Below are 26,932 nucleotides of genomic sequence, written 5' to 3'. Positions count from 1 at the left end.
AGAGGTCCCGGTGACTGCGTTGCGCTTGTATGCTTTGCGGATGCCGAAATCCACCCGTGAGAATCCAGCCGAAGCAATCCGCCGTCGTTTGCGCCCGCTGCGCGGGCAATTGTGGGCATTGGGGGTGCTGGTCGCTTCGCTCGCGTTGGTGGTCATCCTGTGGAAGATGGCCTACGACCGGGAGTTGCGCTCCAGCGAAGAAGCCTTCATCTCACAGACCCAGGATGCGGCCGATCTGTTGCAGCAGAGAATGGTGAATTTCGAGCTGGTTGCCGGAGGCGGTATCTCCCTGTTTGCTTCGGTCGCCCGGCCGACTCCCGACCAGTGGTTCGGCTACGTGGAAGGCATGGAACTGGGCCGCAGGTTTCCAAGCGTGGCCGGTCTGGGGTTCACCGGTTACCTGCGTCAGTCGCGTCTGGATGAGTTGCAGGACGAGTGGCAACAGGCCGGGTGGGGAGACCTCCAGGTGCGGCCCAACCTTGGCCACGATCGTCTGGCCGTCGTGCTTTATCTGGAGCCCAAAACACCGGAAAACCGGGCTGTCATCGGCTATGACATGTTCTCCGAAGCGGTGCGTCGCCGGGCGATGGAGCGCGCCATGAACACCGGCGACCCGTCGCTGTCGGGCCCTGTGCCATTGGTACAGGGAGAGGGACGACACACGACGGACACTGGTTTGCTCCTGTTCCGACCGGTGTATCGCGGCCCCGAGGCACCGGCCACCGCGGACACGCGCCGCGAAGCGATTCTGGGCTGGGTGTATGTGCCGTTCTGGGTGGACGACTTCGTGAGCGAGGTCATTCCCGGACGTGACTTGAGCTTCACCATCGACGATGTCACCGACCCGACGCCGCAGCGCATCTTCACCCGCGAGCCGGAGTCCGCCAAGCCGGCGGCGTTCTCGCATGCGGTCGAGTTCGACAACTACGGTCGTCGCTGGCGTATGAACTTCCAGTCGGCGCCTTTGGCGCAAGCTGCGCCGCGACTGGGCAGCCTGCAGAGCATCCTGTCGCTCGGGCTGCTGGCGTCGCTGTTGATGTACGCCATCGCCTGGATGCTGGCACGCACCGAGTCGCGCGCGCAGCGCATAGCACTGCGCCTGACGGAGGAGTATCGCTTCAGCGAGGAGCGCTTCCGTACCGCCATGGAGTACTCAGCCATCGGCAAGGCACTGATGGATCCGAAAGGGGTGATCGTCCAGGCCAACCCGGCATTTGGCGCCATCGTTGGGGTTGAGCCTGACGAATTGGAAGGGCGCCGGTTCGACGAGTTGTTCGAGGACGACCTGAGTCGCCGCCAGGCCACCGAACCTGCACATCTGGGCGACGGTGACGGCGTCCGTCGGGAGACGCGCCGCCTCCACCGGCTGGGCGGTGAGCCTCGCCACGTGCAACTGACGTACGCGCCTATTCCGGGCGGGGAGGGCATGGCGGTCAGCGGCCTGGTCCAGGTCGAGGACGTGACCGATCGGCTGCGGGCCGAGGCGCGAGTTCGCGCACTCAACCGCACCCTGGAGGCGCGGGTCGCGCTGCGCACGCGTGAGCTCAGCCAGAGCAACGAGGAACTCGAAGCGTTCGCCTACAGTGTCTCGCACGACCTGCGGGCACCACTACGGGCAATCGATGGCTTCAGCCGTATTCTGGTTGAGCGCTATGGCGACTCGCTCGACGAAACCGGGCGCGATTATCTGGGGCGTGTGCGCAAGGCGGCCGGACGCATGGGCGACCTCATCGACGCGCTCCTGAAGATGTCCCGGATCAGCCGCGGTGAGCTCAAGACCGAGAAAGTGGACCTGACGCGAATGGCGACCGAGATCATCGACGACCTGCGCGCGGGGGATCCGGACCGTGCGGACCAGGTTGAGGTGGCGATCCAGCCTGGTCTGGAGGCGCACGGTGATACGGCGCTGCTGCGCAACCTGCTGGTCAACCTGTTGGGCAATGCGTGGAAGTTCACCCGCAACCGTGATGCGGCGCGTATCGAGTTCGGCCAGGAGAATGGCGAGTTCTTCGTTCGCGACAACGGCGCCGGCTTCCCGCAGGACTACGTCGGCAAACTGTTCCGGCCGTTCCAGCGCCTGCACGCGCAGTCCCAGTTCGACGGTCACGGCATCGGCCTGGCGTCGGCCAAGCGCGTCGTGCAGCGCCACGGTGGCGAGATACGTGCCGAAGGGAGCGAGGACGCAGGTGCCACCTTCCGCTTCACCCTGGCAGATGCGCCGGATGAATTGGGTTGACCACGCGTTGAAGGGTGAAGACCGGCGCCGGCGATCGTCGGTGACGCAGCGCGCTTGCGCGTTCCGCTGGAGTCAGGCGTTCTTGTTGTGCTGGCGCAGCGTACGCTGCTTTTCCCGCGCCCAGTCGCGGTCCTTACTGGTCTGGCGCTTGTCGTGGCTCTGCTTGCCCTTCGCCAGCGCAAGCTCCAGCTTGACCTTGCCGGCCTTCCAGTACATCGAGGTCGGGATGACGGTGTAACCGTCTCGCTCGATCTGGCCGATCAGCTTGTCGATCTCGCGCCGGTGCAGCAGCAGCTTGCGCGTGCGCATCGGGTCGGCGACGACATGGCTGGAGGTGGAAAGCACCGGCGTCATCTGCGCACCGAACAGGAACATCTCCCCGTCGCGGACCACGGCGTAGCTCTCGCCAATGTTGGCGCGGCCGGCACGGATCGATTTCACTTCCCAGCCCTGCAGGGCTAGGCCGGCTTCGAAACGCTCTTCAAGGTGGTAGTCGAAGCGGGCGCGCTTGTTCAGCGCAATGGTGCCTCCGCCCGACTTTCCCTTATCCTTGTCGCTCTTGTTGGTTTTGTTCTTCGTCATTGCGCCTATTGTGTCCGATCCGGAGCGCGCCGTGATACCGGATGATGGCTGTTGCTCCCATGACCACGATTCACCGCACCGCCCTTGTTGCCCATTCGGCTGCACGCATGTTCGAGCTGGTCAACGACGTGGCGGCGTACCCGCGACGCTTTGACTGGTGCCACCAGGCCCAGGTACTGGAGTCCGGCGACAACCACGTGGTTGCGCGCCTGGATCTTGGCCTCGGCGCCCTGAAGACGTGGTTCACCACCCGCAACACGTTTACCGCGCCGGAGCATATCGACCTGGCGCTGGTGGATGGCCCGTTCCGCAAGCTGTCGGGGCGGTGGGAGTTCACCGCGCTGGAAGAGTCCGCCAGCCGGATCAGCCTGACCCTGAACTTCGAGCCGGCAATCCGCCTGCTGGGACCGGCGATGGCGATCGGCTTCCAGAAGTTGGCCGACCGGATGGTTGATGACTTCATCCGCGCTGCCGATCGCGACCCGTCGTGAGGGTGGAAGTGGTTCGGGCGTGGCCGGATCGCTTCGAGCTCGTCGAGGTGCAGCTTCCGGACGGTGCGCTGGTCGGTGATGCCGTCCGCGCGTCGGGAATGGTGCCTGCCGATGACATTGCCGATCGCGCTGTCGCGGTGGCGATATTCGGTGTGGTGGGTGGCCTGCACGATGTGCTGCGCGACGGCGACAGGGTCGAGCTGCTCAGGCCGTTGCTGATCGATCCAAAGCAGGCGCGACGCCGCCGCGCGAAGGCGGCCAGAAAGCCGGACTGAGCGGGCGGCTCAGCGCTTTTTCTTTTCCTTGGCCAGATTGCGGCCGAACTGCTTGGCCGACTTCTTCGCCAGCTCGGCGTCCTGCTTGGGGAAGTAGTCGCCGTCCCACTTCACCAGCTCGTCGTTCGCATCGAACCACAGGGTTAGGTTCTTGATGTGGGTGTGCGCGAGGCGGTCGGTACGCTGGCTCGCGGTGTAGTCCCAGCGTTCGGGGTGGTAGGGGTCCTGGATTGACGGCGTGCCCAACAGGCCTGTCACCTGTTGCTTGGGCATGCCCACCTGCAACTGTTCAACCGCGTTCTCGTTCAACAGGTTGCCCTGGTAGATGGGCTGGCGGTAGACGATGCCGCATCCGGCGGTGGTCGCCGCAACGGCAAGGGCGAGCAGGATCGTGCGCAATGGGTGCTTGGTCATCGGTGTCTGCAGCAGGTGGATATCGGGGGCGATGATACACTGCCGCCGCCGCGCCGCGGCTGCACCCTGTCCACGTTCATCCAGTGTTGCAGGGCGCTTGTCGCCCGCCACGGATCCCGCAAGGAGCCCTTGATGGAATCCCAGAATCTTCGTAATGCGGGTCTCAAGGTGACCCATCCGCGGATGCGGATCCTGCAGTTCCTCGAGCAGAGCAAACCGCGTCACGTCACCGCCGAAGACATCTACCGGCAGTTGCTCGACCAGGGCGAGGACATCGGCCTGGCGACCGTGTACCGCGTCCTGACCCAGTTTGAGGCGGTCGGGCTGGTGCTCAAGCACAACTTCGAGGCCGGCCAGTCGGTGTATGAGCTCGACCGCGGCGGCCACCATGACCATATGGTCGATGTGGACACGGGCAAGGTGATCGAGTTTGAGAACGAGGAGATCGAGCGTCTCCAGCACGTCATCGCCGCGCAGTACGGCTACGAGATCGAGGACCACACGCTGGTCCTGTACGTGCGCAAGAAGGCGCCCCGGTAGCCCTCAACCGCAGCGTGCTTGAGCGCGTCTCAGTGCGCCCTACGTATCAGGTTGCCCGCTTTGGCTTTTGCCTCACTCCACGTCGCTGAGCAGTCGGCGGGCCGCCGCACGCGCCTCGTGCGTCAGCTCCACGCCACCCAGCATCCGGGCCAGTTCCTCCTGCCGCTGGTCGGCATCCAGCTGTTGCACCTGGCTCTGGGTGACGCCGTCGGCGGCCGCCTTGCTGACCCGATAGTGGCTGTGACCCTGGGCCGCGACCTGTGGCAAGTGGGTCACGCACAGGACCTGGCGATTGGCACCCAAGGCACGCAATTTGCGGCCGACGATATCGGCAACCGCGCCGCCAATTCCCGAATCGACCTCGTCGAACACCATCGTTGGAACCGCATCCAGTCCGAGCGCGGCGACCTCGATCGCCAGTGAGATGCGCGACAGCTCGCCACCCGATGCCACCTTGCGCAAGGGGCGAGGCGGCTGGCCCGGATTGGCGGCGACCATGAACTCGATGCGCTCGCCGCCATTCGGATCGGGTTTATCCGCAGGGAGCGGTTCGATGTCGATGTCGAAGTGCCCACCGCCCATGCCCAGCTCGCCGATCAGCGCGGTGGTGGCCTGGGCGAGTTTGGTGGCCGCCTTGCGGCGTTTGGCGCCCAGCTTGTCTGCCGCCTTGCGCCAAGCCTGTCGGGCATTGTCGATTTCGATGTCGAGCTTTTCCAGCCGCCGGTCGGCACCGCGCAGCGCATCCAGTTCCTGCTCAAGTGCGTCGCGGTGGGCGGCGAGTTCTTCCGGAGCCACGCGATGCTTGCGGGCCAGGTCATGCAGGCGTGCCAGGCGCTGCTCGATGGACTCCAACAGCGAGGGGTCGATGTCCAGATCGTCGCGAATCCGGTCCAGCAGGCTGCCTGCCTCGTCGATCTGGATCGCGGCGGCGGCGAGCATGTCGTCAACTTCGGTCAGGCGGGGTTCGTGGGTGGCCACGCGCTGCAGTTCATGACGTATCTGCTGCAGTGCGCGCGAGACCGATGTGTCATCGCTGCCGCCGAGCTGCTCGAAAGCGCTGTCGCTGGCGGCGATCAAATCGCTGGCGTGAGCCTGGCGGCGGTGGTCCAGCAGCAACTGGGCGATGGAATCAGCGTCCAGGGTTTCCCGCTCAAGCTCCAGGTACTGGTGCTCCAGCCATTCGATGCGGTCGCTGACGTCGCCCTGGGCGACCAGTTCGTCGCGCTCACGCAGCAGGGCGCCCCACTGGGCAGCGGCCTCGGAGACCAGCCGGCGCTCGGGCGCTGTGGCGGCGTAGGCGTCGAGCAGGGCGAGCTGGCTGCCGCGTGCCATCAAGGCCTGATGCTCGTGCTGGCCGTGGATCTCGACCAGATGACGGGTCAGTTCGGCCAGCTGGGCCATGGTGACCGGGCGGCCGTTGATCCACGCGCGCGAGCCGCCGTCGGCGCGGATCACCCGCCGTACCAGACAACACGGCCGCGACTGCACGTCGTCTTCGTCGAGCTCGTGCTCTTTCAGCCACGCGGTGGCGGCAGGTACATCGTCCAGCCTGAATTCACCGGCGAGCTCGGCGCGCTCGGCTCCGTGACGCACGACGCCGCTGTCTGCACGCATGCCCGAGAGCAGGCCGAGCGCATCGACCAGCAACGACTTGCCGGCACCGGTTTCACCGGAGATGACCGTGAGGCCGGGCCCGAAGACCAGTTCGGCCTGGCTGACGACGGCGAAATGCTTGAGTGAGAGATGGGTAAGCATGTGGCGCGAGTCTAATCGGGACGGCCGCCGTGCGGAATTGTCTTGAATTGGTCGGCGGCGACCCCATTGCTGTGGCAGTCAAGGACAACGCGTCCCCGCAACGTCAGGACCAGAGCAGATATGACCACCGAACCCAATCAGGATCCGGCAGCACAGTCGGCCCCAGTCGAAAATGACACACCCCATCCGGACGGCCAGTTGGCCGCCCAGCTCGCCGCGGCGAATGAAGAGTTGAGCAACCTGCGCGAGAGCATGCTGCGCGAGCGGGCCGACCTTGAAAACCAGCGCAAGCGTTTGACTCGCGATGTGGAGATGGCGCGCAAGTTTGCCAACGAGCGCCTGTTGTCCGCGCTGCTGCCGGTAATCGACAGCCTGGAAGCGGGATTGCAGGCGTCCGGCGACGACGCCGTTGCTCTGCGCCAGGGCGTCGAGCTGACCCTGCGGCAGTTGCTCAAGGTCACCGGCGACAACGGCTTGGTCGAGGTCAACCCCGCCGGCCAGCCGTTCAACCCTGAGCACCACGAGGCGATGAGCACCGTGGCCAGCGCCGAGCACCCGCCGGGCCACGTGGTGCAGGTCTATCAGAAAGGCTGGCTCTTGAATGAACGTTTGTTGCGGCCGGCCCTGGTTGTTGTCAGCGGCGACGCTTGAACGGGCGACCCCCGACCCCCAGATAAGTGACATGAGCGGTAGGAACTGTGACCGCCCCCGTCTATCGGCATCAAATCTAATTTCAAAGGAATAAACAGCATGGGCAAGATAATCGGTATTGACCTGGGCACCACCAACTCCTGCGTGGCGGTCATGGAAGGCGGAAAGTCGAAAGTCATCGAGAACGCGGAGGGTGATCGCACGACGCCGTCCATCGTCGCCTACACCAAGGACGGCGAGATCCTCGTTGGCGCCTCGGCCAAGCGTCAGGCCGTCACCAATCCCAAGAACACCTTCTTCGCGGTGAAGCGCCTGATCGGCCGCAAGTTCACCGACGCCGAAGTGCAAAAGGACCTGGACCACGTCTCCTACAGCGTCGTCGCCCATGAGAACGGCGATGCGTGGGTCGAGACCGGCGACAACAAGAAGATGGCGCCGCAGCAGATCTCCGCCGAGATCCTGTCGAAGATGAAGAAGACCGCCGAGGATTATCTGGGCGAGAAAGTCACCGAGGCGGTCATCACCGTGCCGGCGTACTTCAACGACAGCCAGCGTCAGGCGACCAAGGACGCCGGCAAGATCGCCGGCCTGGACGTCAAGCGCATCATCAACGAGCCCACCGCGGCCGCGTTGGCCTATGGCATGGACAAGAAGGGCGGCGATCGCAAGGTGGCCGTGTATGACCTGGGCGGCGGTACCTTCGACGTCTCGATCATCGAGATCGCGTCGGTTGACGGCGAGATGCAGGTCGAGGTGCTGGCCACCAACGGCGACACCTTCCTGGGTGGTGAGGACTTCGACAACCGCGTCATCGCCTACCTGGTCGAGGAGTTCAACAAGGACCAGGGCATCGACCTGCGCAAGGACCCGCTGGCCCTTCAGCGCCTGAAGGATTCGGCCGAGCGGGCCAAGATCGAGCTGTCCACCGCACAGCAGACCGAGGTCAACCTGCCGTACGTGACCGCCGACGCATCGGGTCCCAAGCACCTCAATATCAAGCTGACCCGCGCCAAGCTGGAGTCGCTGGTGGAGGACCTGGTCAAGAAGTCGATCGAGCCGTGCCGTACCGCGCTCAATGACGCCGGCGTGCGCGCCAGCGAGATCGACGAGGTGATCCTGGTCGGTGGCCAGACCCGCATGCCCAAGGTACAGCAGGCGGTTACCGAGTTCTTCGGCAAGGAGCCGCGCAAGGACGTCAACCCCGATGAGGCCGTGGCCGTGGGTGCCGCGATCCAGGGCGGCGTGCTGGCCGGCGACGTGAAGGACGTGCTGTTGCTGGACGTCACCCCGCTGAGCCTGGGTATCGAGACGCTGGGCGGCGTGTTCACCAAGATCATCGAGAAGAACACCACCGTGCCGACCAAGGCCTCGCAGACCTTCTCGACCGCCGAGGACAACCAGTCCGCCGTGACCGTGCACGTGCTGCAGGGTGAGCGCGAGCAGGCCCGCTATAACAAGTCGCTGGCCCGCTTTGACCTGTCGGGCATCGAGCCCGCGCCGCGCGGCCTGCCGCAGGTGGAGGTGTCGTTTGACATCGACGCCAACGGTATCGTCCACGTGACCGCAAAGGACAAGAAGACCGGCAAGGAGCAGAAGGTCGAGATCAAGGCCGGTTCGGGTCTGTCCGAGGAAGAGATCCAGAAGATGGTCGAGGACGCCGAGGCCAACCGCGAGGAAGACCAGAAGTTCCACGAGCTGGTGCAGGCGCGCAACCAGGCCGACGGTCTGGTCCACTCCGCGCGTACCGCGATCAAGGAAAACGGCGACAAGCTGCCGGGCGAGTTGATCGGCGCCACTGAAGCGGCGATTGCGGAAGTCGAGACCGCGATGAAGGGTGACGACAAGGCCCAGATCGAGGCGAAGAGCAAGGCACTGGAGGAGGCTGCCCAGGCCCTGTTTGCCGCGGTCCAGTCGCAGCAGGCTGGCGCCGACGCCGCCGGTGGCGATGCCAGTGCCGACACGGCGGCCGACGATGTGGTCGACGCCGAGTTCACCGAAGTGAAGGACGACGACAAGAAGCAGTAACCGATCCGCGCCCGCGGATGATCGCGGGGTAAGGCGCGAGGGTTCGGGATCGATCAGTGGTCCCGGACCCTCGTTGTTTCAGCGGCTCGTTCCGACAAACTTTTGAACCAGACTGCCCGGACCCTGTTCCGGCGGACAGGGGAAGTGGTAACACATGAGCAAACGCGACTATTACGAAGTCCTGGGTGTGGCCCGAAGCGCGACTGGCGATGAGCTGAAGAAGGCCTATCGTCGCTGCGCGATGAAATACCACCCGGACCGCAACCCGGACGACGCGACCGCCGAGGCCAGCTTCAAGGAGTGCAAGGAAGCCTACGAAGTGCTTTCCGATGACTCGCGACGGCGCATGTACGACCAGCATGGCCATGCGGCGTTCGAGCACGGCATGGGCGGCGCTGGCGGCGGATACTCCGACGACATGGGCGACATCTTCGGTGACATCTTCGGCAACATCTTCGGGGGTGGTGGTGGAGGTCGCGGGCCGCGTCGCGGCGCCGACGTCGGCTATGTGATGGAGCTGTCGTTGGAAGACGCGGTCGCCGGTATCGAGAAGCGCATCGAAATCCCGACCCTGGACTCCTGCGACCGTTGCAAGGGCAGCGGTTCGGCCGACGGGAAGCTGCATACCTGCAACACCTGTCAGGGGCGGGGCCAGGTGCGCATCCAGCGGGGCATCTTCTCGATGCAGCAGGCTTGCCCGCATTGCGGCGGCCGCGGTCAGTCCATCGAGAACCCGTGTGGCGACTGCCATGGCCAGGGACGCATCGAGGGCAGCAAGAGCCTGCAGGTGAAGATTCCGGCAGGCGTGGACAACGGTGACCGCATTCGGCTCTCCGGTGAAGGCGAAGCGGGCCCGCCCGGGTCGCCTCCGGGTGACCTGTATGTCGAGGTCCGGGTGCGCGAGCACGAGTTTTTCCAGCGCGATGGCGATGACCTGCACTGCGACGTGCCGATCCGGTTGGGCCAGGCGGCGCTGGGTGCTTCCATCCGCGTCCCCACGCTGGGTGGCGAGGTGGAACTGAAGGTTCCCGCCGAGACCCAGACCGGCAAGGTATTCCGCTTGCGCGACAAGGGTGTGCAGTCGGTCCGCAGCCGTCGTCCCGGTGACCTGTATTGCCGGGTGGTCGTTGAAACCCCGGTCAATCTCACCAGCGAGCAACGCGAATTGCTGCAGAAGCTGGAAACCAGTTTCACCGGCGAGCATGCAAGCCGGCATTCGCCGCGCTCCTCGACGTTCATGGATGGCGTCAAGGGCTTCTGGGACCGGATGACCTCATCGTGATTCGCGTCTGAGCTGCGGCAGTAGGGCGCAGTGTTACCTGTACTCGGCCATGGAAGAATATCCGGCAGATAGCTCAAGGGCCCTTCAAGATGACGGTTGGCAGCTTTTCCGCACCATCGCGCAGATTGCGGTCAACGGTCGTCCAGCTGTTGGTTTTGTCTGCGTGCGCCGGGCTTGGCGCGTGTTCCGTCGAGTTGCCGTCCAGCGGGCGCGACTCGGGGGAAAGCTTCTTGCAGGTGGAGCCGTGGCCTATGCCCGTTATGGACGAGGCTGCGCATCCTGACTTGATCGCGACGCCGCAGGGCGACTTGATGCTGAGCTGGGTGGAGCCGTCGCCAGAGGGTGAGCGTCAACTGCGCATCGCGCGGTTTGACGTGTTGCTCTCGTGGCTGCAGCAGGACGAGCGCGGCACCGGCCAGCGTCTGATGCTCTCGCGCACCGATCGGCAGCTGCAGGTAGTGCGCAGCATTCCCGTTGTCGAGTTGGCCGCCCGGGGCCGCGCCAGCGGCATTCCCCGCCTTGCAGTGCGCAATGGGGCGGCGTGGCTTGTCTGGGTGGAGGTGAGGGAAGGAACTCCGTCATTGAAAGGCGCAGTGGTCCGCTGAGGCCGCAACGGGGCGAGCGACTGGCGCGGGAACTCTGTCATGTGGGGTCTGCAGGTGTCCTCGGAAGAGCGGGGCAGGGAAGGCGAAATGTGAACGTGGGTTGCCCGCACCGCCGCGTAGCCTATAGCCTTCGGGCATGAGCCAGTCGCCTGCTGTCCCCCGACTTCTGATCCACGGCGTATCCGGCCGTATGGGCCAGTCCTTGCTGCGCCTTGCCGCTGAACGTGACGATCTGCAGGTCGTTGCGGCCGTATCGCGCAGCAAACCCTCGCAACGGGTGCTGGACGGTCTGCCCTACTTCGCCTCCTCTGAACTGTCCGGTGTGCCGGCGTTCGATGTGGCAGTGGACTTCAGCCTCGCGGCCGGCTTCGATCCGATCCTCACGGTATGCGTGCAGCGCGGCGCGGCCCTGGTATCAGGCACCACCGGGCTGGAGTCGGCCCAGCGGGAAGCCCTGGGCCGCGCTGCCGAGCGTATCGCGGTGCTGTCAGCGGCCAATTTCAGCCTCGGTGTCGCGGTGCTTGAGGAGCTGATCGAGCGCGCGGCCAGCGCGCTGCAGGGCTGGGATTGCGACATCGTCGAGTCCCACCACAAGCACAAGCTGGACGCACCGTCGGGCACCGCTCTTGCGCTGGGTGCCCGCGCGGAGCAGGGCGGCGCCCAGCCGCGTTACGCATCCCTGCGTGCCGGGGATATCGTCGGTGAACACACGGTCCAGTTCACCGGGCCGGGTGAGCGGATCGAGCTTGTCCACCGCGCGACCAGTCGCGACGTGTTTGCACGCGGTGCGCTGCACGCCGCGGCCTGGCTGGCCGGGCGGGAGCCGGGCCGGTATCAACTGCGCGACATGCTGCTCTAGCGAGGCCTGTTTACTCCGTCCGCGACGCTGTCCGAAAACCTGGGCACGCGCGACACTGGCGCTCGCAGCGCTTCATCGCTAGAATTCTCGTTCGCCTGAACCCCATTTGTCGGACCGGAACCCCCACCGCGTCCGCGCTTTGCTGCAGCCGGTATTTGGCCAGTGTTGCGCTCGATGGACTCAGCATCCCCTGGCAGACAAGGCGATTTTTCCGTGACCCAACCCGCAATCCTCGCGCTCGAAGACGGCACCATCTTCGAAGGCGTTTCCGTAGGCGCACCCGGCCTGTCGGTCGGTGAGGTGGTTTTCAACACCGCCATGACCGGCTATCAGGAGGTCCTCACCGACCCCTCGTACGCACGCCAGCTGGTGACCTTGACCTACCCACACATCGGCAACACCGGCATCAATGACCAGGACAACGAGTCCGCGCAGGTCTGGGCGTCCGGCCTGATCGTGCGCAACGTTCCGCGCCGCCCCAGCAGCTGGCGCAGCCAGATCGCGCTGCCGCAGTGGCTGGTGAGCCAGGGCGTGGTCGCGATCGCCGATGTGGATACCCGCAAGCTCACCCGCATTCTCAGCAGCCACGGCTCGCAGAGTGGCGCACTGATGGCCGGCGATGACATCGACGCGGACCAGGCCGTCGAGGCGGCGCGCAAGTTTCCCGGCCTGCAGGGCATGGACCTCGCCAAGGAAGTAAGCACGCGCGAACGCTACGAATGGAACGAGGGCCAGCTCGACCTGGACACCAATGAATTCGCCCAGGGCGAAGGGCGTTTCCACGTGGTCGCCTACGACTTCGGGATCAAGCGCAATATCCTGCGCATGCTGGCCCAGCGGGGCTGCCGGGTCACGGTTGTGCCGGCGCAGACGCCTGCCGCCGATGTGCTCGCCATGCGGCCCGACGGCGTGTTCCTGTCCAATGGCCCGGGCGACCCGGAACCGTGTGATTACGCGATCGCCGCGATCCGCGAGTTGATCGCCCAGCGCATCCCCATGTTCGGCATCTGTCTGGGTCATCAGTTGCTCGGCTTGGCCAGTGGCGCCAGAACGATGAAGATGAAGTCCGGCCACCACGGCGCCAACCATCCGGTGCAGGCGCTCGACGATGGCGGCCGGGTGATGATCACCAGCCAGAACCACGGCTTCGCCATCGATGAGGCAACGTTGCCTGCGAGCCTGCGCGCCACCCACCGTTCGCTGTTTGACGGCTCCAACCAGGGCATCGAGATTCCCGGCGCCCCGGTGTTCGGCTTCCAGGGCCACCCCGAGGCAAGCCCGGGTCCGCAGGACGTTTCTCCCTTGTTTGACCGATTTGTTGCGCTGATGGAGGCCAACTGACATGCCAAAGCGCACCGACATCAAGACCGTCCTGATCATCGGCGCCGGCCCGATCGTGATCGGCCAGGCCTGCGAGTTCGACTATTCCGGCGCGCAGGCCTGCAAGGCCCTGCGTGAAGAGGGCTACCGGGTGGTGCTGGTCAACAGCAACCCGGCCACGATCATGACCGACCCGGACATGGCCGACGCGGTCTACATCGAGCCGATCAACTGGCGCACGGTGGAGAAGATCATCGCCAAGGAGCGCCCCGACGCGCTGCTGCCGACCATGGGTGGCCAGACCGCGCTCAACTGCGCACTCGACCTTGACGACCACGGCGTGCTGGAGAAGTACAACGTCGAGCTGATCGGCGCCCGGCGCGAGGCCATCATGATGGCCGAGGACCGCGAGCTGTTCCGCGTCGCGATGGCCGAGATCGGCCTGGAATGCCCGAAGGCGGCGATCGCCAAGACCTTCGAGCAGGCCGTCGAGATCCAGGCCACCGTTGGATATCCGACCATCATTCGGCCGTCCTTCACCCTGGGCGGCAGCGGCGGCGGCATCGCCTACAACCGCGAGGAGTTCGAGGAGATCGTCAAGGGCGGCCTGGAGCTGTCGCCGACCAATGAGGTGCTGATCGAGGAATCGGTGCTGGGCTGGAAGGAATTCGAGATGGAGGTCGTCCGTGATACCGCGGACAACTGCATCATCGTCTGCTCGATCGAGAACTTCGACGCGATGGGCGTCCACACCGGCGATTCGATCACTGTCGCCCCGGCGCAGACCCTGACCGACAAGGAATACCAGCGCCTGCGCGACGCCTCCCTGGCTGTGCTGCGCAAGATCGGCGTGGATACCGGCGGTTCCAACGTGCAGTTCGGCATCAACGCCGAGACTGGCCGCGTGGTCGTGATCGAGATGAATCCGCGCGTGTCGCGCTCCTCGGCGCTGGCCTCCAAGGCGACCGGTTTTCCGATCGCCAAGATCGCCGCCAAGCTGGCCGTGGGCTACACGCTGGACGAGCTGCGCAACGACATCACCGGCGGAGCGACCCCGGCGTCGTTCGAGCCGACGATCGACTACGTGGTGACCAAGATTCCGCGTTTCGCGTTCGAGAAGTTCCCCCAGGCCGACTCACGCCTGACCACCCAGATGAAGTCGGTGGGCGAGGTGATGGCGATGGGCCGCACCTTCCAGGAGTCGCTGCAGAAAGCCCTGCGCGGACTGGAGACCGACAAGGTGGGCCTCGATCCGACCGGGATCGACCTGACTACCGATGAAGGCATGGCCACTATCCGGCGGGAGCTCAAGGAGCCCGGTCCGGAGCGCATCTTCCACATTGGCGATGCCTTCCGCGCCGGCATGAGCGTGGAGGACGTCCAACGGCTGTCGTTTGTCGACCCGTGGTTCCTCGACCAGATGGAGGAGATCATCGCCGCGGAAAAGGACGTCGCCGAACACGGTCTGTCCGCGCTCAATGCAGGCCGCATGCGCGAGCTCAAGCGCATGGGCTTCTCCGACGCGCGCCTGGCCCAGCTGACGGGTACCGACGAGACGGCCGTGCGCTCGCTGCGCCGCGCCTTCGGGGTGCGCCCGGTGTACAAGCGTGTGGATTCCTGCGCCGCCGAGTTCGCCACCACCACCGCTTACATGTACTCGACCTACGAGGACGAGTGCGAGTCCAACCCGACCGACCGGGACAAGATCATGGTCCTGGGTGGCGGACCCAACCGGATCGGCCAGGGCATCGAGTTCGACTACTGCTGCGTGCACGCCTCCCTGGCGCTGCGCGAGGACGGGTTCGAGACCATCATGGTCAACTGCAACCCGGAAACCGTATCCACCGACTACGACACTTCCGACCGTCTGTACTTCGAGTCGCTGACACTGGAAGACGTGCTGGAGATCTGCGACCTGGAGAAACCCAAGGGCGTGATCGTGCAGTACGGTGGCCAGACCCCGCTGAAGTTGGCCCAGGCCTTGGAGGCCGCGGGCGTGCCGATCATCGGCACCAGTCCCGACAGCATCGACCTGGCCGAGGATCGCGAGCGCTTCCAGCAGCTTGTCGACAAGCTGGGCCTGAAGCAGCCGCCAAACCGCATCGCCCGCAACGCCGAGGAGTCCGTCGTGCTCGCGCGCGAGGTGGGCTATCCGTTGGTGGTGCGGCCAAGTTACGTGCTGGGTGGCCGGGCGATGGAAGTGGTGCATTCGGACGCCGACCTGGAGCGCTACATCCGCGATGCGGTACGCGTCTCGGAGAAGTCGCCGGTCCTGCTGGACCGCTTCCTCGACAACGCGATCGAGGTGGACGTGGACATCATTGCCGACAAGGACGGCAACGTGCTGATCGGTGGAGTGATGGAGCACATCGAGGAAGCCGGCGTGCATTCCGGGGATTCCTCCTGCTCGTTGCCGCCGTACTCGCTGTCGGCGCATACCCAGGCGCGACTGCGTGAGCAGGTCACCGCGCTGGCCAAGGCGCTTAACGTGGTCGGCCTGATGAACACCCAGTTCGCGATCCAGACCGACGGCAACGGCGAGGACACGATCTATCTGTTGGAAGTGAACCCGCGCGCCTCGCGCACGGTGCCGTTCGTGTCCAAGGCCACCGGCATGGCGCTGGCGAAGATCGCCGCGCGGTGCATGGCTGGCAAGACCCTGGCCGAGCAGGGCGCGACGGGCGAGATCATCCCCGACTACTACTCGGTCAAGGAAGCGATTTTCCCATTCGCCAAGTTCCAGGGCGTCGACCCGATCCTCGGGCCGGAAATGCGCTCCACCGGCGAGGTGATGGGCGTGGGTCGCAGCTTTGGCGCGGCCATGGCGCGTGCGCAGGAAGCTGCCAGCATCAAGGCGTTGCCGGCCGACGGCAAGGTCTTCGTGTCGGTGCGCGACCCGGACAAGCAGCGTGTGTTGCCGGTGGCCCAGGATCTGGTCGCCCGCGGCTACTCGCTCGTCGCCACTGGCGGAACGGCGAAGTTCCTGCGCGAGCAGGGCCTGGAATGCCAGAGCATCAACAAGGTCAACGAGGGCCGGCCGCATATCGTCGATCTGATCAAGAACGGCGAGATCGTCTACATCGTCAATACCACCGAAGGCAGCCAGGCGATTTCCGACTCGTTCTCGATCCGTCGCGAGGCCCTTCAGCAGCGGGTTACCTATTCGACCACCATCGCCGGCGCACGTGCATTGCTGCAGTCGCTGGAGTTCCGTGACGCCGGGCCGGTGCTGTCGCTGCAGGAACTGCACGCGACGGTGAAAACCACCGCCTAGCTTTGCCGCGACGGTCCCGGGCACAATCGGGACGTCGCAGAAAAACCAGTGCCGGCCGTGCGCCGGCCCGAGGACCATTCCATGCAAGCACCCCTTACCGCCAAGGGTGCGCAGCGTCTGCGCACCGAACTTGAGCAGTTGAAGTCAGTCAAGAGGCCGGCGGTCATCGCCGCCATTGCCGATGCCCGCGAACACGGCGATCTCAAGGAGAACGCCGAATACCACGCCGCGCGCGAGCAGCAGAGTTTCATCGAAGGCCGCATCAAGCAGCTCGAGAGCGAATTGTCGAACTCGCAGATCATCGATATCGCCACGCTCAACGTGGGCGACAAGATCGTGTTCGGCGCGACCGTCGATCTGGTGGATACCGAGAGCGACGAGGAGCGGACCTACCAGATCGTTGGTGATCTCGAGGCCGACATCAAGCTCGGCCTGATCGCGATTTCCTCGCCGGTGGCGCGCGCACTGATCGGCCGCCACGAGGGCGACAGCATCGTCATCGACGCACCGGGTGGCACCCGCGAATACGACATCGTCGCCGTTCGCTACGTCGTCTGAGGATGGCGGCCCGCGCGGTTACCCTGCTGATGCCGGCCCGCAGCCGCTTCGGCGGCCAGCGGCTGTCGGAAAGCGCGGGCCGCTGGTTCGCCCGCGCAGACTGCTCCGATCCCGACGGCGAGGTGGTGCAGCGCCAGTTTGACGTCCTGCCGCGCGGCTGGCCGGTCGCGGCCGTCACCCGGCAGCGCGATGCGGGCGATGCAGCGTCAGCCGCCTGGATGCGCGCTGACCCGGTCTATATCCAACCCGAGATCAACGGCGCGCGCCTGATGGCGCACGGGGAAGCGCTGTCGCTGAGTGATGCCGACACCGCCGCGTTCCTGCCGGCGCTCAAGCCGTATTTTGGTGATGGCGGAACGTTGCTGGATGCGCCCGTGCCGTCGCGCTGGTACCTGTGCATGCCTTCGGGCGCCAAGCTGCCGACGATGGCGTCGCTCGACAACGCGCTGGGCGCCGACCTGTTCGAGCAGTTGCCCGATGGCCCGGACGGGCGTCGCTGGCGTGCACTTCTGAGTGAGGCGCAGGTGATCCTGCACAACCATCCGCGCAATGCCGAGCGGGCGGCGCTGGGTTTGGCGCCGGTCAACTCCCTGTGGTTCTGGGGGGCAGGCACATTGCCGGACCATGTCCGCACGCATCATGCGCGGATCTCCAGCGACGATGACACCCTCTGCGCGTTCGGAACCGCCGCCGGCGTTCCAGCTGTCCCCTTGCCGGCGCGTTGGGAGGAGGAGGGCGACGGGCTCTTTGATCTACGGCACCTGCGCGATCTGGCCGTGTTTGATCGCGACTGGTGGCAGCCATTGTCGGTGCAGCTGCGATCCGGCGGCGTTGCGTCGCTGGTAGTTGAATTCGCCGACGGCCACCGTCTGGTCATGGCGCCGCGCCACCGCTGGCGGTTCTGGCGGCGTCCGTTGCGCTCGTTCGTCAATCCGGCGCAGGAATCCGTGCAGTGAGCCGCGGTGGGATCGTGCGCCGCCCGAGCGGTGGCGCGTCCGGACCGTGGCCGGACACTATTCCGCCGCTGCTCCGCCGCATTTACGGCGCTCGCGGCGCGCTCACCGAGGCCCAGGCGCGCCCGCGCCTGGCCCACCTGCTGCCACCCGACGGGCTGCTCGGGCTGGATGCAGCCACGAGCCTGCTCGCCGAGGCCATCGCCGGCGATCGCCACATCCTGGTGGTCGGTGACTTCGACTGCGACGGTGCAACCGCGTGTGCGGTGGCGGTTCGAGGCTTGTGGATGCTCGGTGCGCGGCGCGTCTCCCATGCCGTGCCCAATCGGGCCATTCACGGCTACGGACTGTCGCCTGCACTTGTCGCCGAACTTGCGCCGTTGCAGCCCGACCTGCTGGTGACCGTGGACCATGGCATCGCCTGCCACCCCGGCGTCGCCGCGGCCAAGGCGCTGGGATGGAAAGTGCTGGTGACGGATCATCACCTGCCCGGTGACACGCTGCCGCCCGCCGACGCGATCGTCGACCCCAGCCAGCCCGGTGACACCTTTCCCAGCAAGGTGCTGGCCGGCGTAGGGGTCATGTTCTACGTGCTGTTGGCACTGCGTCGGCGCCTGCTGGCAGACGGCACCCTGGACGGCGGCAGCAACGGGCGTGGCCCCGACCTGAGCCAGTTGCTCGACCTTGTGGCGGTGGGGACAGTGGCCGATCTGGTGCCATTGGACGCCAACAACCGCGCCCTGGTCGCCGCCGGCCTGCGCCAGTTGCGTGCAGGCAAGGGTTGCGCAGGACTGCAGGCCCTGATCGAAGCCGCCCAGCGTGATCCGGCGAGGTTGAGCGCCAGCGATATCGGTTTCGCGGTGGCGCCGCGATTGAACGCTGCCGGCCGTTTGGAGGACATGGCCGTGGGCATCGAGTGCCTGCTCACCGACGACCTGACCCAGGCGCGCGAGATCGCCGCCACGCTCAACCGAATCAACACCGAGCGCCGTGCAGTCCAGCAGCAGATGACCGACGAGGCCGAGGAGGCGTTCGCCAGGGTGGTTCTCGACGCCACGGACGCACCGCTGGCAGCCTGCCTGTTCGACCCTGGCTGGCATCCCGGCGTGGTGGGCCTGGTGGCCTCCAAGCTGAAGGAGCGCCTGCACCGGCCCGCGATCGCGTTCGCGCCGGCCGAGCCGGGTGGCGACATGCTGCGTGGCTCGGCGCGCTCGATTCCCGGCTTCCACATCCGCGATGCCCTGGCGATGGTCGATGCGCGCCACCCGGGCCTGATCGAGCGCTTTGGCGGCCACGCCATGGCGGCCGGCCTGTCGTTGCCACTGGCATCGCTGGCTGCCTTCGAGCAAGCGTTCCGCCAATGCGTGGAGCTGACCCTCGCGCCCGAATTACTGCAGTTGCAGGTTGCCAGCGATGGCGAGTTGGCCGTGGACGAGTTCACCCGTCGTAGCGCCGATGCGCTGCGCGAAGGTGGGCCGTGGGGACAGAGCTTCCCGGAACCCCAGTTCGACGGCGAGTTTGATGTGGTTGGCTGGCGCATCGTCGGCCAGAAGCATTTGAAGCTTGAGCTGGCGCTTGATGGCCGACGCCTCAATGCCATCCATTTCGGGGGCTGGGACGAGCAGGAACCGCCGCCCCGGGTGCGGATCGCGTACCGGCTGGAAGCGGACGACTACCGTGGCGGCGACGCGATCCAGCTGGTCGTGGTCCACCGCGAAGCGGCCTGACGGCGACGCCTCAGTCGATCTGCAGCGGTGCCGCCTTTGGCCGTCCCAGGTCCGCGCCCCGCGGCACAAGTCCCAATCCAAACAGTGGACGCAGTAGTTTGACGCGACGAATCACCAGTTCGTGCAGAAACGCGCAGCCCGCGACCGTCAGCAATGTCACCAGTGCCGGTTCCAGCACGGGTCCGATCCGCAGCGGGATCAACCAGTACGCGGCCAGAACGATCAGGCTCTGGTGCAGGATGTACCACGGGTACACGGCTTCGGTGGCGTAGGGGAGCCAGCGCATCGGGCGGTTCAGCAGCGCGTGGCCCCAGGCAAAGATCGCCAGCAGGGCCGACCACATGTACAGCGCACGCGCCGCTCGTTCGATCGTGCCCCAGGGCACGTGTTGTGCCCAAAGCGGGATGTCGCCGGCGGGCAGGTACTGGCCCGCTGCCTTGAGGCTCAACTCCACCAAGATGCAGGCCACCGCGAGGGCCAGCAAGGGCCGTCGCAGGCGGGTCAGGCCGGTCCAGAAAGCCGCTTTGTCGGCGACAGCAAAACCGAGTACGAAGACCGAAAAGTACTCCGCGTGCAGGTACCAGTCGCCGACCAGGGCGTGGGTTTCTGGAAAGAGCGGTTTCAGCAGCACCAGAAATGCAAAGAACATCACGGCGGGCATCAGCAGCCAGACAATTCCACGGGGGCGGACCAGCCATTCGATGGCACGCTGGGTCGGGCCGGAGCGGAGCAGGGGCATCAGTGCCAGCAGCACCAACGTGTACACCCATAGATAGGCCAGGTACCACAGGTGGTTCCAGGTGATTCCGTACGTAGCCCCGGAGAACGTGCCCGCGGGCCACGGGCGCAGTTGCAGATACCGCCACATGAAGGCGCCATAGCCGGTTTCGATCGTTCCCTTGCTGACCCCTTCGCAGTACGCCTGCACGGACACAACGAACAGCATGCCGAAAACGAGCGGAACCAGCAGCCGCCACGTGCGGGCAAGCATGAAGCTGCGCGGGTTTCGTCCTCGCAACGCCAGCCCGAGGGCAATGCCGGAGATGGCGAAGATCAGCGGCATCCGCCAGCGGTTGAACACGATGCGGACGTACTCCAGCCAGCCGTTCTGGTAGCTGCTGACGATGTGGAAGTCCGAGTCGACCTGATACACGCCACTGACGTGGTAGAGGATCAGGATCGCGAAGGCGAGGACGCGCAATGCATCGATGTCATGGCGGCGGGGCATGGGGCGGTCCGTGATGGTTTCCGCAAGCGTACCCGCCGGGCCAGAAAGGGGTACGTCCAAGTGCTTGATCGTGCTCGGCTTGTGACCAATGGCGGTGATGCAGGGACGAACCGCTGCTCTCCGCTGAGAGGCCGTCCGTATGATGCGCCGATGCAGGATCTTCCGCGTACAGCCATCAAGACACGCGCCGAGCGTTACCTCGCGCATCGTCGACCTTTTGAAGTTTCCTACTGGGTTATAAGTTGCTGCCTGAGCGCCCTGGGTGGCAGCTTCGCGAAGTGGGCCGACTATCAGCGGCTGGGATTGGCACTGGACTGGTGGAAACCGCTGACCTGGTCATGGAGCAGCGCACTGTTGCAGTTGGCGCTGGTGCCTGCATTGCTGTGGTTCACACGGCGCTGGCCGCTGCACCTGGATACCTGGCGACACAACCTCGGGTGGTATCTGCCAGCGAGCGTCGTCTGGTCGGTGCTCCATGTCGTCGGCATGGTGGCCACTCGCAAGCTGGTCTACGCCACCCAAGGCGTCAGCTACGACTTTGGCCATTGGCCGGCCGAACTGCTCTACGAGTATTCCAAGGATGTCCGCACCTTCATCGGCATGGTGCTGTTGATCCACGGCTACCGGCTGCTGGTGTTGCGGCTGCAAGGCGAAGCCAGCGTTCTGGACGTCCTGGACAATGGGCAGGCGATCAAGAAGGTTGATCGGCCAGAGCGCTTTTTGGTGCGCATGCTCGGTCGGGAGTTCCTGATTGCCGCAGCCGACGTGGAGTGGCTGCAAGCGTCAGGCAACTACGTAAACCTGCATCTGGACGGACGCGTCTACCCGCTGCGCAGCACCATTGCCGGCATCGAGGCCAAGCTGGACCCTGTAAGGTTTGCGCGCATCCACCGCAGCTACATCGTCAATCTCGATCGGATTGCCTCGATTGAGCCGCTGGACAGCGGGGATGCACGTGTTCACCTCAAAGATGGGCAATCGCTGCCCTGCAGTCGGCGCTGGCGACAGCTTCTGCGGGAGCGGGTGGACCACGTTGCCGCGACCTGAGGGCAGCGGCTCCCGGGCATCGTTCGCCGGCCCGCGATCCATTCTCAGGTCGCGATCACCGCCGCCTCAGCCCAGGCGCCTGCTAGACTTGGCGGTCATTTTTCGCATGAAACCATGGACATGATTGAACTGAATCCCGTCCACGAGCGCATCGACGATCTCAAGGATCGTCTGCAGGCGCTCAGGGGGTATCTTTGACTTCGACACCAAGGTCGAACGCCTGGAAGAAGTAAGCCGTGAGCTGGAAAGCCCGGATGTCTGGGACGATGCCGAGCGCGCCCAGGCGTTGGGCCGCGAACGCGCGTCACTGGACAAGGTGGTCAACGGCATCCGCAGCCTGACCGAGAGCGTGACCGGCGCCGAGGAACTGCTTGAGCTGGCCGAGATGGAAGGCGACGACGACACCGCGCAGGCGGTGATCGAGGACGTCGAAACCTATGCCAAGGCCGTCGATGAGCTCGAGTTCCGGCGGATGTTCTCCGGCGAGATGGACAACGCTGCGGCGTTCGTCGACATCCAGGCGGGAGCCGGAGGTACCGAGGCCCAGGACTGGGCCGAGATCCTGCTGCGCATGTATCTGCGCTGGGCCGAGTCGCGCGGCTGGAAGGCCGAGCTGATGGAAGTCAGCGGCGGTGACGTGGCCGGGGTGAAATCGGCGACCTTCCGCGTGGAGGGCGAGTTTGCGTACGGCTGGCTGAAGACCGAGACCGGCGTGCACCGGCTGGTGCGCAAGTCGCCGTTCGACTCGGACAACCGCCGCCACACCAGTTTCACGTCGGTGTTCGTTTCACCCGAGGTGGACGACAACATCGAGATCGACATCAACCCGGCCGACCTGAAGACCGACGTGTACCGCTCATCTGGCGCCGGCGGCCAGCACGTCAACAAGACCGAGTCGGCCGTCCGCATCACCCACGTGCCCACCGGCACGGTGGTGGCCTGCCAGACCGAGCGCAGCCAGCACGCCAACCGAGACCGCGCCATGAAGATGCTGGCCGGTAAGCTGTACGAGCTGGAGATCCAGAAGCGCAATGCCGAGCGCGACGCGGTGGAGGCGACCAAGTCCGACATCGGCTGGGGCAGCCAGATCCGCAACTACGTTCTGGACCAGAGCCGGATCAAGGACCTGCGCACCGGCATCGAGCGCAGCGACACCCAGAACGTCCTTGACGGCGACCTTGACGAGTTCGTCTCGGCCAGCCTCAAGGCCGGTCTTGCGGTGGGGGCGAAACGCTCCGACGCCACCTGATCCCAGTTTCGCGACCCACATCGCCCCACGCATCACCTTTCAGACATGACCATGACCGATTCAGCTCCAGCTTCTGCCGACGCCACGACCGCCGAAAACCGGCCCGACGAGAACAAGCTGGTGGCCGAGCGTCGAGCCAAGCTTGCCGAGCTGCGCGAGCAGGGCATCGCGTTTCCCAACGACTTTCGCCGTCAGCACTATGCCGGTGACCTGCAGGCCCAATATGCCGATGCGGAGCAGTGGAGCGCCGAGGCGCTGGACGCGAAGCAACACCGGGTCGCTGTCGCCGGTCGGATCCTGCTGAAGCGGGTGATGGGAAAAGCCAGCTTCGTCCAGATCCAGGACGAGTCGGGCCGCCTGCAGCTGTTCCTGCAGGCGAACGCGCTCGGCGATACCTACGCTGCGTTCAAGGGCTGGGACGTCGGCGACATCGTCGGTGCCCGGGGTGTGCTTACCCGCACCCGCACCGGCGAGCTGTCGGTCAGGGTCGACGAGTTGCGCCTGCTGACCAAGTCGTTGCGGCCGCTGCCGGACAAGTTCCATGGCCTCTCGGACGTGGAGCAGCGCTACCGCCAGCGCTATGTTGACCTGATCGTGTCGCCGGAGGCGCGCGACGTGTTCATCAAGCGCTCGCAGATCATCCGGGCGATGCGCGAGTGGCTCGACAGCCGGCGCTTCCTGGAAGTCGAGACGCCGATGATGCACCACATCCCCGGCGGAGCGACGGCCAAGCCGTTCAAGACCCACCACAACGCGCTCGACCTGGACCTGTACCTGCGGGTCGCGCCCGAGCTGTACCTCAAGCGACTGGTCGTAGGTGGCCTGGAGCGCATCTACGAGATCAACCGCAACTTCCGCAACGAGGGCGTGTCCACCCGGCACAACCCCGAGTTCACGATGCTGGAGTTGTACGAGGCCTACGCGACCTACGAAGAGGTCATGGACCTCACCGAAGCGATGATCCGCGACATCGCGACCTCGGTGCTGGGCACCACCCGGCTGGAGTGGGATGGGGAAACCATCGATGTCGGCCCGGCCTTCCGGCGCTGGACGATGAGCGATGCGGTACTGGAGCACAACCCGGAGATCAGCGCCGACGACCTGCGCGATGTGGATGCGATGCGCGCCCACTGCGAGCGCTTGAAGATCCCGGTAAAGCCCGACTACGGCTGGGGCAAGATGCTGCTGGAGATCTTCGAGGAGACTGTCGAGCACACCCTGATCCAGCCGACCTTCATTACCCGCCATCCGGTGGAAGTGAGCCCGCTGGCCCGCGAGAGCGACGACGATCCCGGCATGACCGACCGCTTCGAGTTGTTCGTCGGCGGCAAGGAGCTGGCGAACGGCTTCTCCGAGCTCAACGACGCCGAGGACCAGGTCGCCCGTTTCAAGGCGCAGGTTGCCGCGAAGGACAGCGGCGATGACGAGGCCATGCATTTCGACGCCGATTACATCCGCGCGCTGGAGATCGGCCTTCCACCGACCGGCGGGCTGGGGGTCGGGATCGACCGTCTTGTCATGTTGCTGACCGGCTCATCGTCGATCCGCGACGTGCTGCTGTTCCCGTATATGCGCCCCGAATCGGGAAGCTGATCAGCCGAGCCGGGTGCCAACCGCGTTGTACCGGATTGATTCCACGGGTTTGACGCCTGTGTTGGGGCGCGTTTGCTACGTCGTCAGAACCGCTCGCTGGCCGGCATGTAGCGCCACTGCCCCACAGGCGTCTTGTTCAGCCCGATCCGTCCGATGCGAAGGCGGCGTATAGCAACGACCCGCAGCCCCACTTGCGCGCACATGTCGCGCAACTGGCCCGGCCGCACATCCTTGATGGCGAAGCGCAGCCGGATTTCGTTCTGCCAGCTGACCTTGCAAGGCGGCAGCGTCCGGCCTTCGTAGCTGAGTCCGCGAGCCAGTCGGCTCAAGGTGTAGGGGCCGGCCTGGCCGTCGATTTCGACCAGGAACTCCTGTTCGAGTTTCGCCCCGTCCTCTTTCAGGCGCCGCGCGGTGCGGGCGTCCTGACTGACCACGACGAGCCCGCTGGCATCGTCATCCAGCGGCATCAACGGCTGCAGATGGGCGAAGTGGCGCTGCAGCGTGCGAATGCCACGACGCTCGTCGCCGTCAATGCGGGTCGCCTCGGTCACCAAAGAGACCGACTCTGCAAAGGGCAGGTTGGCGGGCTTGTGCAGCAACATCGTGGCCGGCTCGCTGGCTTCCAGCCGCGCGCCCGGGTCCAGCTCAACGCACTGCGCAGCTTCGACCATGAATTGCGGGGATTCGACCACTTCGCCGTCAACCGTGACCCAGCCCCCCTCGATGTACTGTTCGGCCTGCGCGCGCGAGCACGCAGCGAGGTCGGATACCTTGCGGGAGAGTCGTTCAGGGGTGGGGTTGGGGTGATCGGACATCGGCGGCACCTGGGTACGGCCGACCAGTGTAGATCGACCCGGCCTCGCTGGCCGGGTCGGAGTTGTGCTGCCACCATTTACTGGCGGCGTCGCCGGGCTCAGGAAGCGTCGGCGATGTCCTTGATGGCCTGATCAAGCACCGGCTCGTCGGCAGCCGGCGAGATGTGGTGCGGCTTGCGCTCATCGGCCGCCAGCTTGCCCAGCGAGCTCTCCAGCTTGCTCTTCAGCTTCTGCGCGGCGCCGTTGATCGACTCCTGCACCGTGGCGGCCTCGGCGGTGACGGCGACCGGGTCGCGTGACGCAAGGCGCGCCTCCATCAGGCAGCGCTTGTCATTCTGGCCGGATTTGTCGGCGTTCAGGTCGCTCAGGTGCACCTCGATCCGGGTGATCTGGTTGGCGAAGCGCGACAGCACGTTGTTGACGACCTTGTCTACGTGGGCCGCGACCGATTCGTCGCCCTGGATGTTCTTGTCGGTGTTGAGCTGGATCTTCATTCAGACGTATCTCCGTCGGTGAGGTTGGCGATTTCGCCGGGTCAAACGCAACAATAGTCCATTGCATGTTGACCCGGCGACAACGGCGGGCTGGACGCCCGTGCAACGGGCGAATTTCCCTCCGCGCGTGCCTGCAGCGGCAGGCGCGCAGCCCGTGGCGCCGGTAAAATCGGCGGATGGATGTCATCAATATCGCCGCCTACCACTTCACCCACATCGCCGACCCTGCGGCCCTCGCCGAGCGGATGCGGATACTGGCGCAGGAGGGTCGACTGCGCGGTACCGTGCTGGTGGCCCCGGAAGGGGTCAACCTGTTCCTGGCAGGCACTGATGAGGGTGTGGACGCCTTCCTGTCGCCTTTGCGGGAGGACGAGCGGTTTGCTGGCATGCCGGTCAAGACCAGCCGCAGCCGCAGCCAGCCATTTGCCCGACTGAAGGTGAAGGTCAAGCCGGAAATCATCGCCTGGCGCCGCGCCGATGGTGCACCACTGGCGCATCCGCGAGCGCCGGGGGTGGCCCCGGTCGATCTGGCGCGCTGGATCGAGCGCGGCGTCGATGACGACGGCCGCCGGGTCGTGCTGCTGGACACGCGCAATCGCGAGGAGGTCGCCTACGGCAGCTTCCGTAACGCGCTGACCCTGCCGATCGACAATTTCACCGAACTGGTGGGAGCACTGGCACCGCACCGCGAGGCCCTGGCCGATGCGACGCTGGTCAGCTTCTGTACCGGCGGGATCCGATGTGAGAAAGCGGCGCTGACACTACGCGCTGAAGGGATGGACAACGTTCTCCAGCTCGACGGCGGCATCCTGGGCTACTTCGAGCAGGTTGGCGGGGCCGGTTACGAGGGCCGCTGTTTCGTGTTCGACGAGCGCGTGGCACTCGACCCGTTGCTGCAACCGCTGGTCGATGGGGAACCGCAGCCTGCCGCGTGAGCGCAACGTGGAAACCGGGCGCAT

At 65.5% G+C, this 26,932-nt stretch carries 24 protein-coding genes; 18 read left to right on the top strand and 6 right to left on the bottom strand.

Annotated elements, in window-relative coordinates; genetic code table 11:
* Positions 1 to 40 precede the first annotated feature (40 nt).
* On the top strand, positions 41 to 2,236 hold the full coding sequence (locus KZ491_RS04060) for a CHASE domain-containing protein (protein ID WP_222564536.1): 2,196 nt from the start codon (positions 41 to 43) through the stop codon (positions 2,234 to 2,236).
* A 72-nt stretch (positions 2,237 to 2,308) separates the two neighbouring features.
* Here the strand turns inward: KZ491_RS04060 and smpB are convergent, their stop codons facing one another.
* Positions 2,309 to 2,818: an SsrA-binding protein SmpB gene (gene smpB / locus KZ491_RS04055; protein WP_222564535.1), complete on the bottom strand. Its 510-nt coding sequence runs from the start codon at positions 2,816 to 2,818 to the stop codon at positions 2,309 to 2,311.
* Between the two features lie 59 nt (positions 2,819 to 2,877).
* Here smpB and KZ491_RS04050 point away from each other — a divergent pair, with 59 nt between their 5' ends.
* Together KZ491_RS04050 and KZ491_RS04045 are read left to right on the top strand one after the other, a co-directional pair.
* A complete protein-coding gene (locus KZ491_RS04050; protein ID WP_222564534.1) occupies positions 2,878 to 3,309 on the top strand; it encodes a type II toxin-antitoxin system RatA family toxin in 432 nt (143 codons plus the stop codon).
* Positions 3,306 to 3,584 (top strand): RnfH family protein, encoded by a 279-nt coding sequence (locus KZ491_RS04045; protein ID WP_222564533.1) that lies wholly within the window; start codon positions 3,306 to 3,308, stop codon positions 3,582 to 3,584. The genes KZ491_RS04050 and KZ491_RS04045 overlap by 4 nt, the downstream gene beginning before the upstream one ends.
* A 9-nt stretch (positions 3,585 to 3,593) precedes the next feature.
* On the opposite strand, the gene KZ491_RS04040 is transcribed toward KZ491_RS04045, so the two are convergent.
* Positions 3,594 to 3,983, bottom strand: a complete 390-nt coding sequence (locus KZ491_RS04040; protein ID WP_222564742.1) for an outer membrane protein assembly factor BamE — start codon at positions 3,981 to 3,983, stop codon at positions 3,594 to 3,596.
* 147 nt (positions 3,984 to 4,130) lie between these two features.
* Here KZ491_RS04040 and fur point away from each other — a divergent pair, with 147 nt between their 5' ends.
* Complete coding sequence (gene fur, locus KZ491_RS04035; protein WP_043959654.1) at positions 4,131 to 4,538, top strand: ferric iron uptake transcriptional regulator; 408 nt, start codon at positions 4,131 to 4,133, stop codon at positions 4,536 to 4,538.
* 72 nt (positions 4,539 to 4,610) lie between these two features.
* On the opposite strand, the gene recN is transcribed toward fur, so the two are convergent.
* Positions 4,611 to 6,293 carry a DNA repair protein RecN gene (gene recN, locus KZ491_RS04030; protein WP_222564532.1) on the bottom strand — a complete coding sequence of 561 codons (1,683 nt, stop codon included), beginning with the start codon at positions 6,291 to 6,293 and terminating at the stop codon, positions 4,611 to 4,613.
* 120 nt (positions 6,294 to 6,413) lie between these two features.
* Between recN and grpE the strand changes: the two genes are divergently transcribed.
* From grpE to recJ, 10 genes are all read left to right on the top strand, one after another.
* The gene (grpE, locus tag KZ491_RS04025) at positions 6,414 to 6,944 is read left to right on the top strand and encodes a nucleotide exchange factor GrpE (RefSeq protein WP_222564531.1); all 531 of its coding nucleotides are present in this window, start codon (positions 6,414 to 6,416) and stop codon (positions 6,942 to 6,944) included.
* Positions 6,945 to 7,043: 99 nt separating this feature from the next.
* Positions 7,044 to 8,969: a molecular chaperone DnaK gene (gene dnaK, locus KZ491_RS04020; protein WP_222564530.1), complete on the top strand. Its 1,926-nt coding sequence runs from the start codon at positions 7,044 to 7,046 to the stop codon at positions 8,967 to 8,969.
* Between the two features lie 154 nt (positions 8,970 to 9,123).
* Positions 9,124 to 10,251 carry a molecular chaperone DnaJ gene (gene dnaJ / locus KZ491_RS04015; RefSeq protein ID WP_222564529.1) on the top strand — a complete coding sequence of 376 codons (1,128 nt, stop codon included), beginning with the start codon at positions 9,124 to 9,126 and terminating at the stop codon, positions 10,249 to 10,251.
* 251 nt (positions 10,252 to 10,502) lie between these two features.
* Positions 10,503 to 10,856 (top strand): hypothetical protein, encoded by a 354-nt coding sequence (locus tag KZ491_RS04010; RefSeq protein ID WP_222564528.1) that lies wholly within the window; start codon positions 10,503 to 10,505, stop codon positions 10,854 to 10,856.
* 136 nt (positions 10,857 to 10,992) lie between these two features.
* On the top strand, positions 10,993 to 11,715 hold the full coding sequence (gene dapB, locus KZ491_RS04005; RefSeq protein ID WP_222564527.1) for a 4-hydroxy-tetrahydrodipicolinate reductase: 723 nt from the start codon (positions 10,993 to 10,995) through the stop codon (positions 11,713 to 11,715).
* Positions 11,716 to 11,928: 213 nt separating this feature from the next.
* Positions 11,929 to 13,056, top strand: coding sequence for a glutamine-hydrolyzing carbamoyl-phosphate synthase small subunit (gene carA / locus KZ491_RS04000; protein ID WP_222564526.1), 1,128 nt, complete (start codon positions 11,929 to 11,931; stop codon positions 13,054 to 13,056).
* A 1-nt stretch (position 13,057) separates the two neighbouring features.
* Positions 13,058 to 16,309 carry a carbamoyl-phosphate synthase large subunit gene (carB, locus tag KZ491_RS03995; RefSeq protein ID WP_222564525.1) on the top strand — a complete coding sequence of 1,084 codons (3,252 nt, stop codon included), beginning with the start codon at positions 13,058 to 13,060 and terminating at the stop codon, positions 16,307 to 16,309.
* An 81-nt stretch (positions 16,310 to 16,390) separates the two neighbouring features.
* Positions 16,391 to 16,867 carry a transcription elongation factor GreA gene (gene greA, locus KZ491_RS03990; RefSeq protein WP_222564524.1) on the top strand — a complete coding sequence of 159 codons (477 nt, stop codon included), beginning with the start codon at positions 16,391 to 16,393 and terminating at the stop codon, positions 16,865 to 16,867.
* A 29-nt stretch (positions 16,868 to 16,896) separates the two neighbouring features.
* On the top strand, positions 16,897 to 17,823 hold the full coding sequence (locus KZ491_RS03985) for a phosphoglycerate mutase (protein WP_246606490.1): 927 nt from the start codon (positions 16,897 to 16,899) through the stop codon (positions 17,821 to 17,823).
* A complete protein-coding gene (gene recJ, locus KZ491_RS03980) occupies positions 17,820 to 19,547 on the top strand; it encodes a single-stranded-DNA-specific exonuclease RecJ (RefSeq protein ID WP_222564522.1) in 1,728 nt (575 codons plus the stop codon). Before KZ491_RS03985 ends, recJ begins: the two co-directional genes overlap by 4 nt.
* Before the next feature lie 10 nt (positions 19,548 to 19,557).
* On the opposite strand, the gene KZ491_RS03975 is transcribed toward recJ, so the two are convergent.
* Positions 19,558 to 20,775 carry an acyltransferase family protein gene (locus KZ491_RS03975; RefSeq protein ID WP_222564521.1) on the bottom strand — a complete coding sequence of 406 codons (1,218 nt, stop codon included), beginning with the start codon at positions 20,773 to 20,775 and terminating at the stop codon, positions 19,558 to 19,560.
* Between the two features lie 150 nt (positions 20,776 to 20,925).
* On the opposite strand from KZ491_RS03975, the gene KZ491_RS03970 reads away from it, so the two are divergent.
* The 3 genes from KZ491_RS03970 (at position 20,926) to lysS (ending at position 24,664) form a co-directional block, all read left to right on the top strand.
* On the top strand, positions 20,926 to 21,822 hold the full coding sequence (locus tag KZ491_RS03970) for a LytTR family DNA-binding domain-containing protein (protein ID WP_222564520.1): 897 nt from the start codon (positions 20,926 to 20,928) through the stop codon (positions 21,820 to 21,822).
* Positions 21,823 to 21,942: 120 nt separating this feature from the next.
* Positions 21,943 to 23,071 (top strand): peptide chain release factor 2 gene (gene prfB, locus KZ491_RS03965; protein WP_222564741.1). Its coding sequence is split into 2 segments (ribosomal slippage): positions 21,943 to 22,017 and positions 22,019 to 23,071, totalling 1,128 coding nucleotides; the frame shifts between segments, so codons are not numbered across the junction.
* 51 nt (positions 23,072 to 23,122) lie between these two features.
* Entirely contained in the window at positions 23,123 to 24,664 is a 1,542-nt protein-coding gene (lysS, locus tag KZ491_RS03960) for a lysine--tRNA ligase (RefSeq protein ID WP_222564519.1), read from the top strand.
* 83 nt (positions 24,665 to 24,747) lie between these two features.
* Here lysS and KZ491_RS03955 read toward each other — a convergent pair whose 3' ends face one another.
* Positions 24,748 to 25,479: an rRNA pseudouridine synthase gene (locus KZ491_RS03955; RefSeq protein ID WP_222564518.1), complete on the bottom strand. Its 732-nt coding sequence runs from the start codon at positions 25,477 to 25,479 to the stop codon at positions 24,748 to 24,750.
* A 98-nt stretch (positions 25,480 to 25,577) separates the two neighbouring features.
* A complete protein-coding gene (locus tag KZ491_RS03950; protein WP_222564517.1) occupies positions 25,578 to 25,973 on the bottom strand; it encodes an HPF/RaiA family ribosome-associated protein in 396 nt (131 codons plus the stop codon).
* Between the two features lie 176 nt (positions 25,974 to 26,149).
* Here KZ491_RS03950 and KZ491_RS03945 point away from each other — a divergent pair, with 176 nt between their 5' ends.
* The gene (locus KZ491_RS03945; RefSeq protein ID WP_222564516.1) at positions 26,150 to 26,908 is read left to right on the top strand and encodes a sulfurtransferase; all 759 of its coding nucleotides are present in this window, start codon (positions 26,150 to 26,152) and stop codon (positions 26,906 to 26,908) included.
* Positions 26,909 to 26,932: the final 24 nt, after the last annotated feature.

Origin of the sequence: Novilysobacter antarcticus, from assembly GCF_019802285.1 — a bacterium.
In the GTDB taxonomy this organism is placed as follows: domain Bacteria; phylum Pseudomonadota; class Gammaproteobacteria; order Xanthomonadales; family Xanthomonadaceae; genus Novilysobacter; species Novilysobacter antarcticus.
This window is presented reverse-complemented; position numbering and strand designations above follow the sequence as displayed.

Excerpts from the sequence above, each read along its gene's own strand:
- KZ491_RS04060 (WP_222564536.1), top strand. The coding sequence starts at position 41 with ATGCCGAAATCCACCCGTGAGAATCCAGCCGAAGCAATCCGCCGTCGT.
- smpB (WP_222564535.1), bottom strand. The coding sequence starts at position 2,818 with ATGACGAAGAACAAAACCAACAAGAGCGACAAGGATAAGGGAAAGTCG.
- KZ491_RS04050 (WP_222564534.1), top strand. The coding sequence starts at position 2,878 with ATGACCACGATTCACCGCACCGCCCTTGTTGCCCATTCGGCTGCACGC.
- fur (WP_043959654.1), top strand. The coding sequence starts at position 4,131 with ATGGAATCCCAGAATCTTCGTAATGCGGGTCTCAAGGTGACCCATCCG.
- recN (WP_222564532.1), bottom strand. The coding sequence starts at position 6,293 with ATGCTTACCCATCTCTCACTCAAGCATTTCGCCGTCGTCAGCCAGGCC.
- grpE (WP_222564531.1), top strand. The coding sequence starts at position 6,414 with ATGACCACCGAACCCAATCAGGATCCGGCAGCACAGTCGGCCCCAGTC.
- dnaK (WP_222564530.1), top strand. The coding sequence starts at position 7,044 with ATGGGCAAGATAATCGGTATTGACCTGGGCACCACCAACTCCTGCGTG.
- dnaJ (WP_222564529.1), top strand. The coding sequence starts at position 9,124 with ATGAGCAAACGCGACTATTACGAAGTCCTGGGTGTGGCCCGAAGCGCG.
- KZ491_RS04010 (WP_222564528.1), top strand. The coding sequence starts at position 10,503 with ATGCCCGTTATGGACGAGGCTGCGCATCCTGACTTGATCGCGACGCCG.
- dapB (WP_222564527.1), top strand. The coding sequence starts at position 10,993 with ATGAGCCAGTCGCCTGCTGTCCCCCGACTTCTGATCCACGGCGTATCC.
- carB (WP_222564525.1), top strand. The coding sequence starts at position 13,058 with ATGCCAAAGCGCACCGACATCAAGACCGTCCTGATCATCGGCGCCGGC.
- greA (WP_222564524.1), top strand. The coding sequence starts at position 16,391 with ATGCAAGCACCCCTTACCGCCAAGGGTGCGCAGCGTCTGCGCACCGAA.
- KZ491_RS03985 (WP_246606490.1), top strand. The coding sequence starts at position 16,897 with ATGCCGGCCCGCAGCCGCTTCGGCGGCCAGCGGCTGTCGGAAAGCGCG.
- KZ491_RS03975 (WP_222564521.1), bottom strand. The coding sequence starts at position 20,775 with ATGCCCCGCCGCCATGACATCGATGCATTGCGCGTCCTCGCCTTCGCG.
- KZ491_RS03970 (WP_222564520.1), top strand. The coding sequence starts at position 20,926 with ATGCAGGATCTTCCGCGTACAGCCATCAAGACACGCGCCGAGCGTTAC.
- lysS (WP_222564519.1), top strand. The coding sequence starts at position 23,123 with ATGACCGATTCAGCTCCAGCTTCTGCCGACGCCACGACCGCCGAAAAC.
- KZ491_RS03955 (WP_222564518.1), bottom strand. The coding sequence starts at position 25,479 with ATGTCCGATCACCCCAACCCCACCCCTGAACGACTCTCCCGCAAGGTA.
- KZ491_RS03950 (WP_222564517.1), bottom strand. The coding sequence starts at position 25,973 with ATGAAGATCCAGCTCAACACCGACAAGAACATCCAGGGCGACGAATCG.
- KZ491_RS03945 (WP_222564516.1), top strand. The coding sequence starts at position 26,150 with ATGGATGTCATCAATATCGCCGCCTACCACTTCACCCACATCGCCGAC.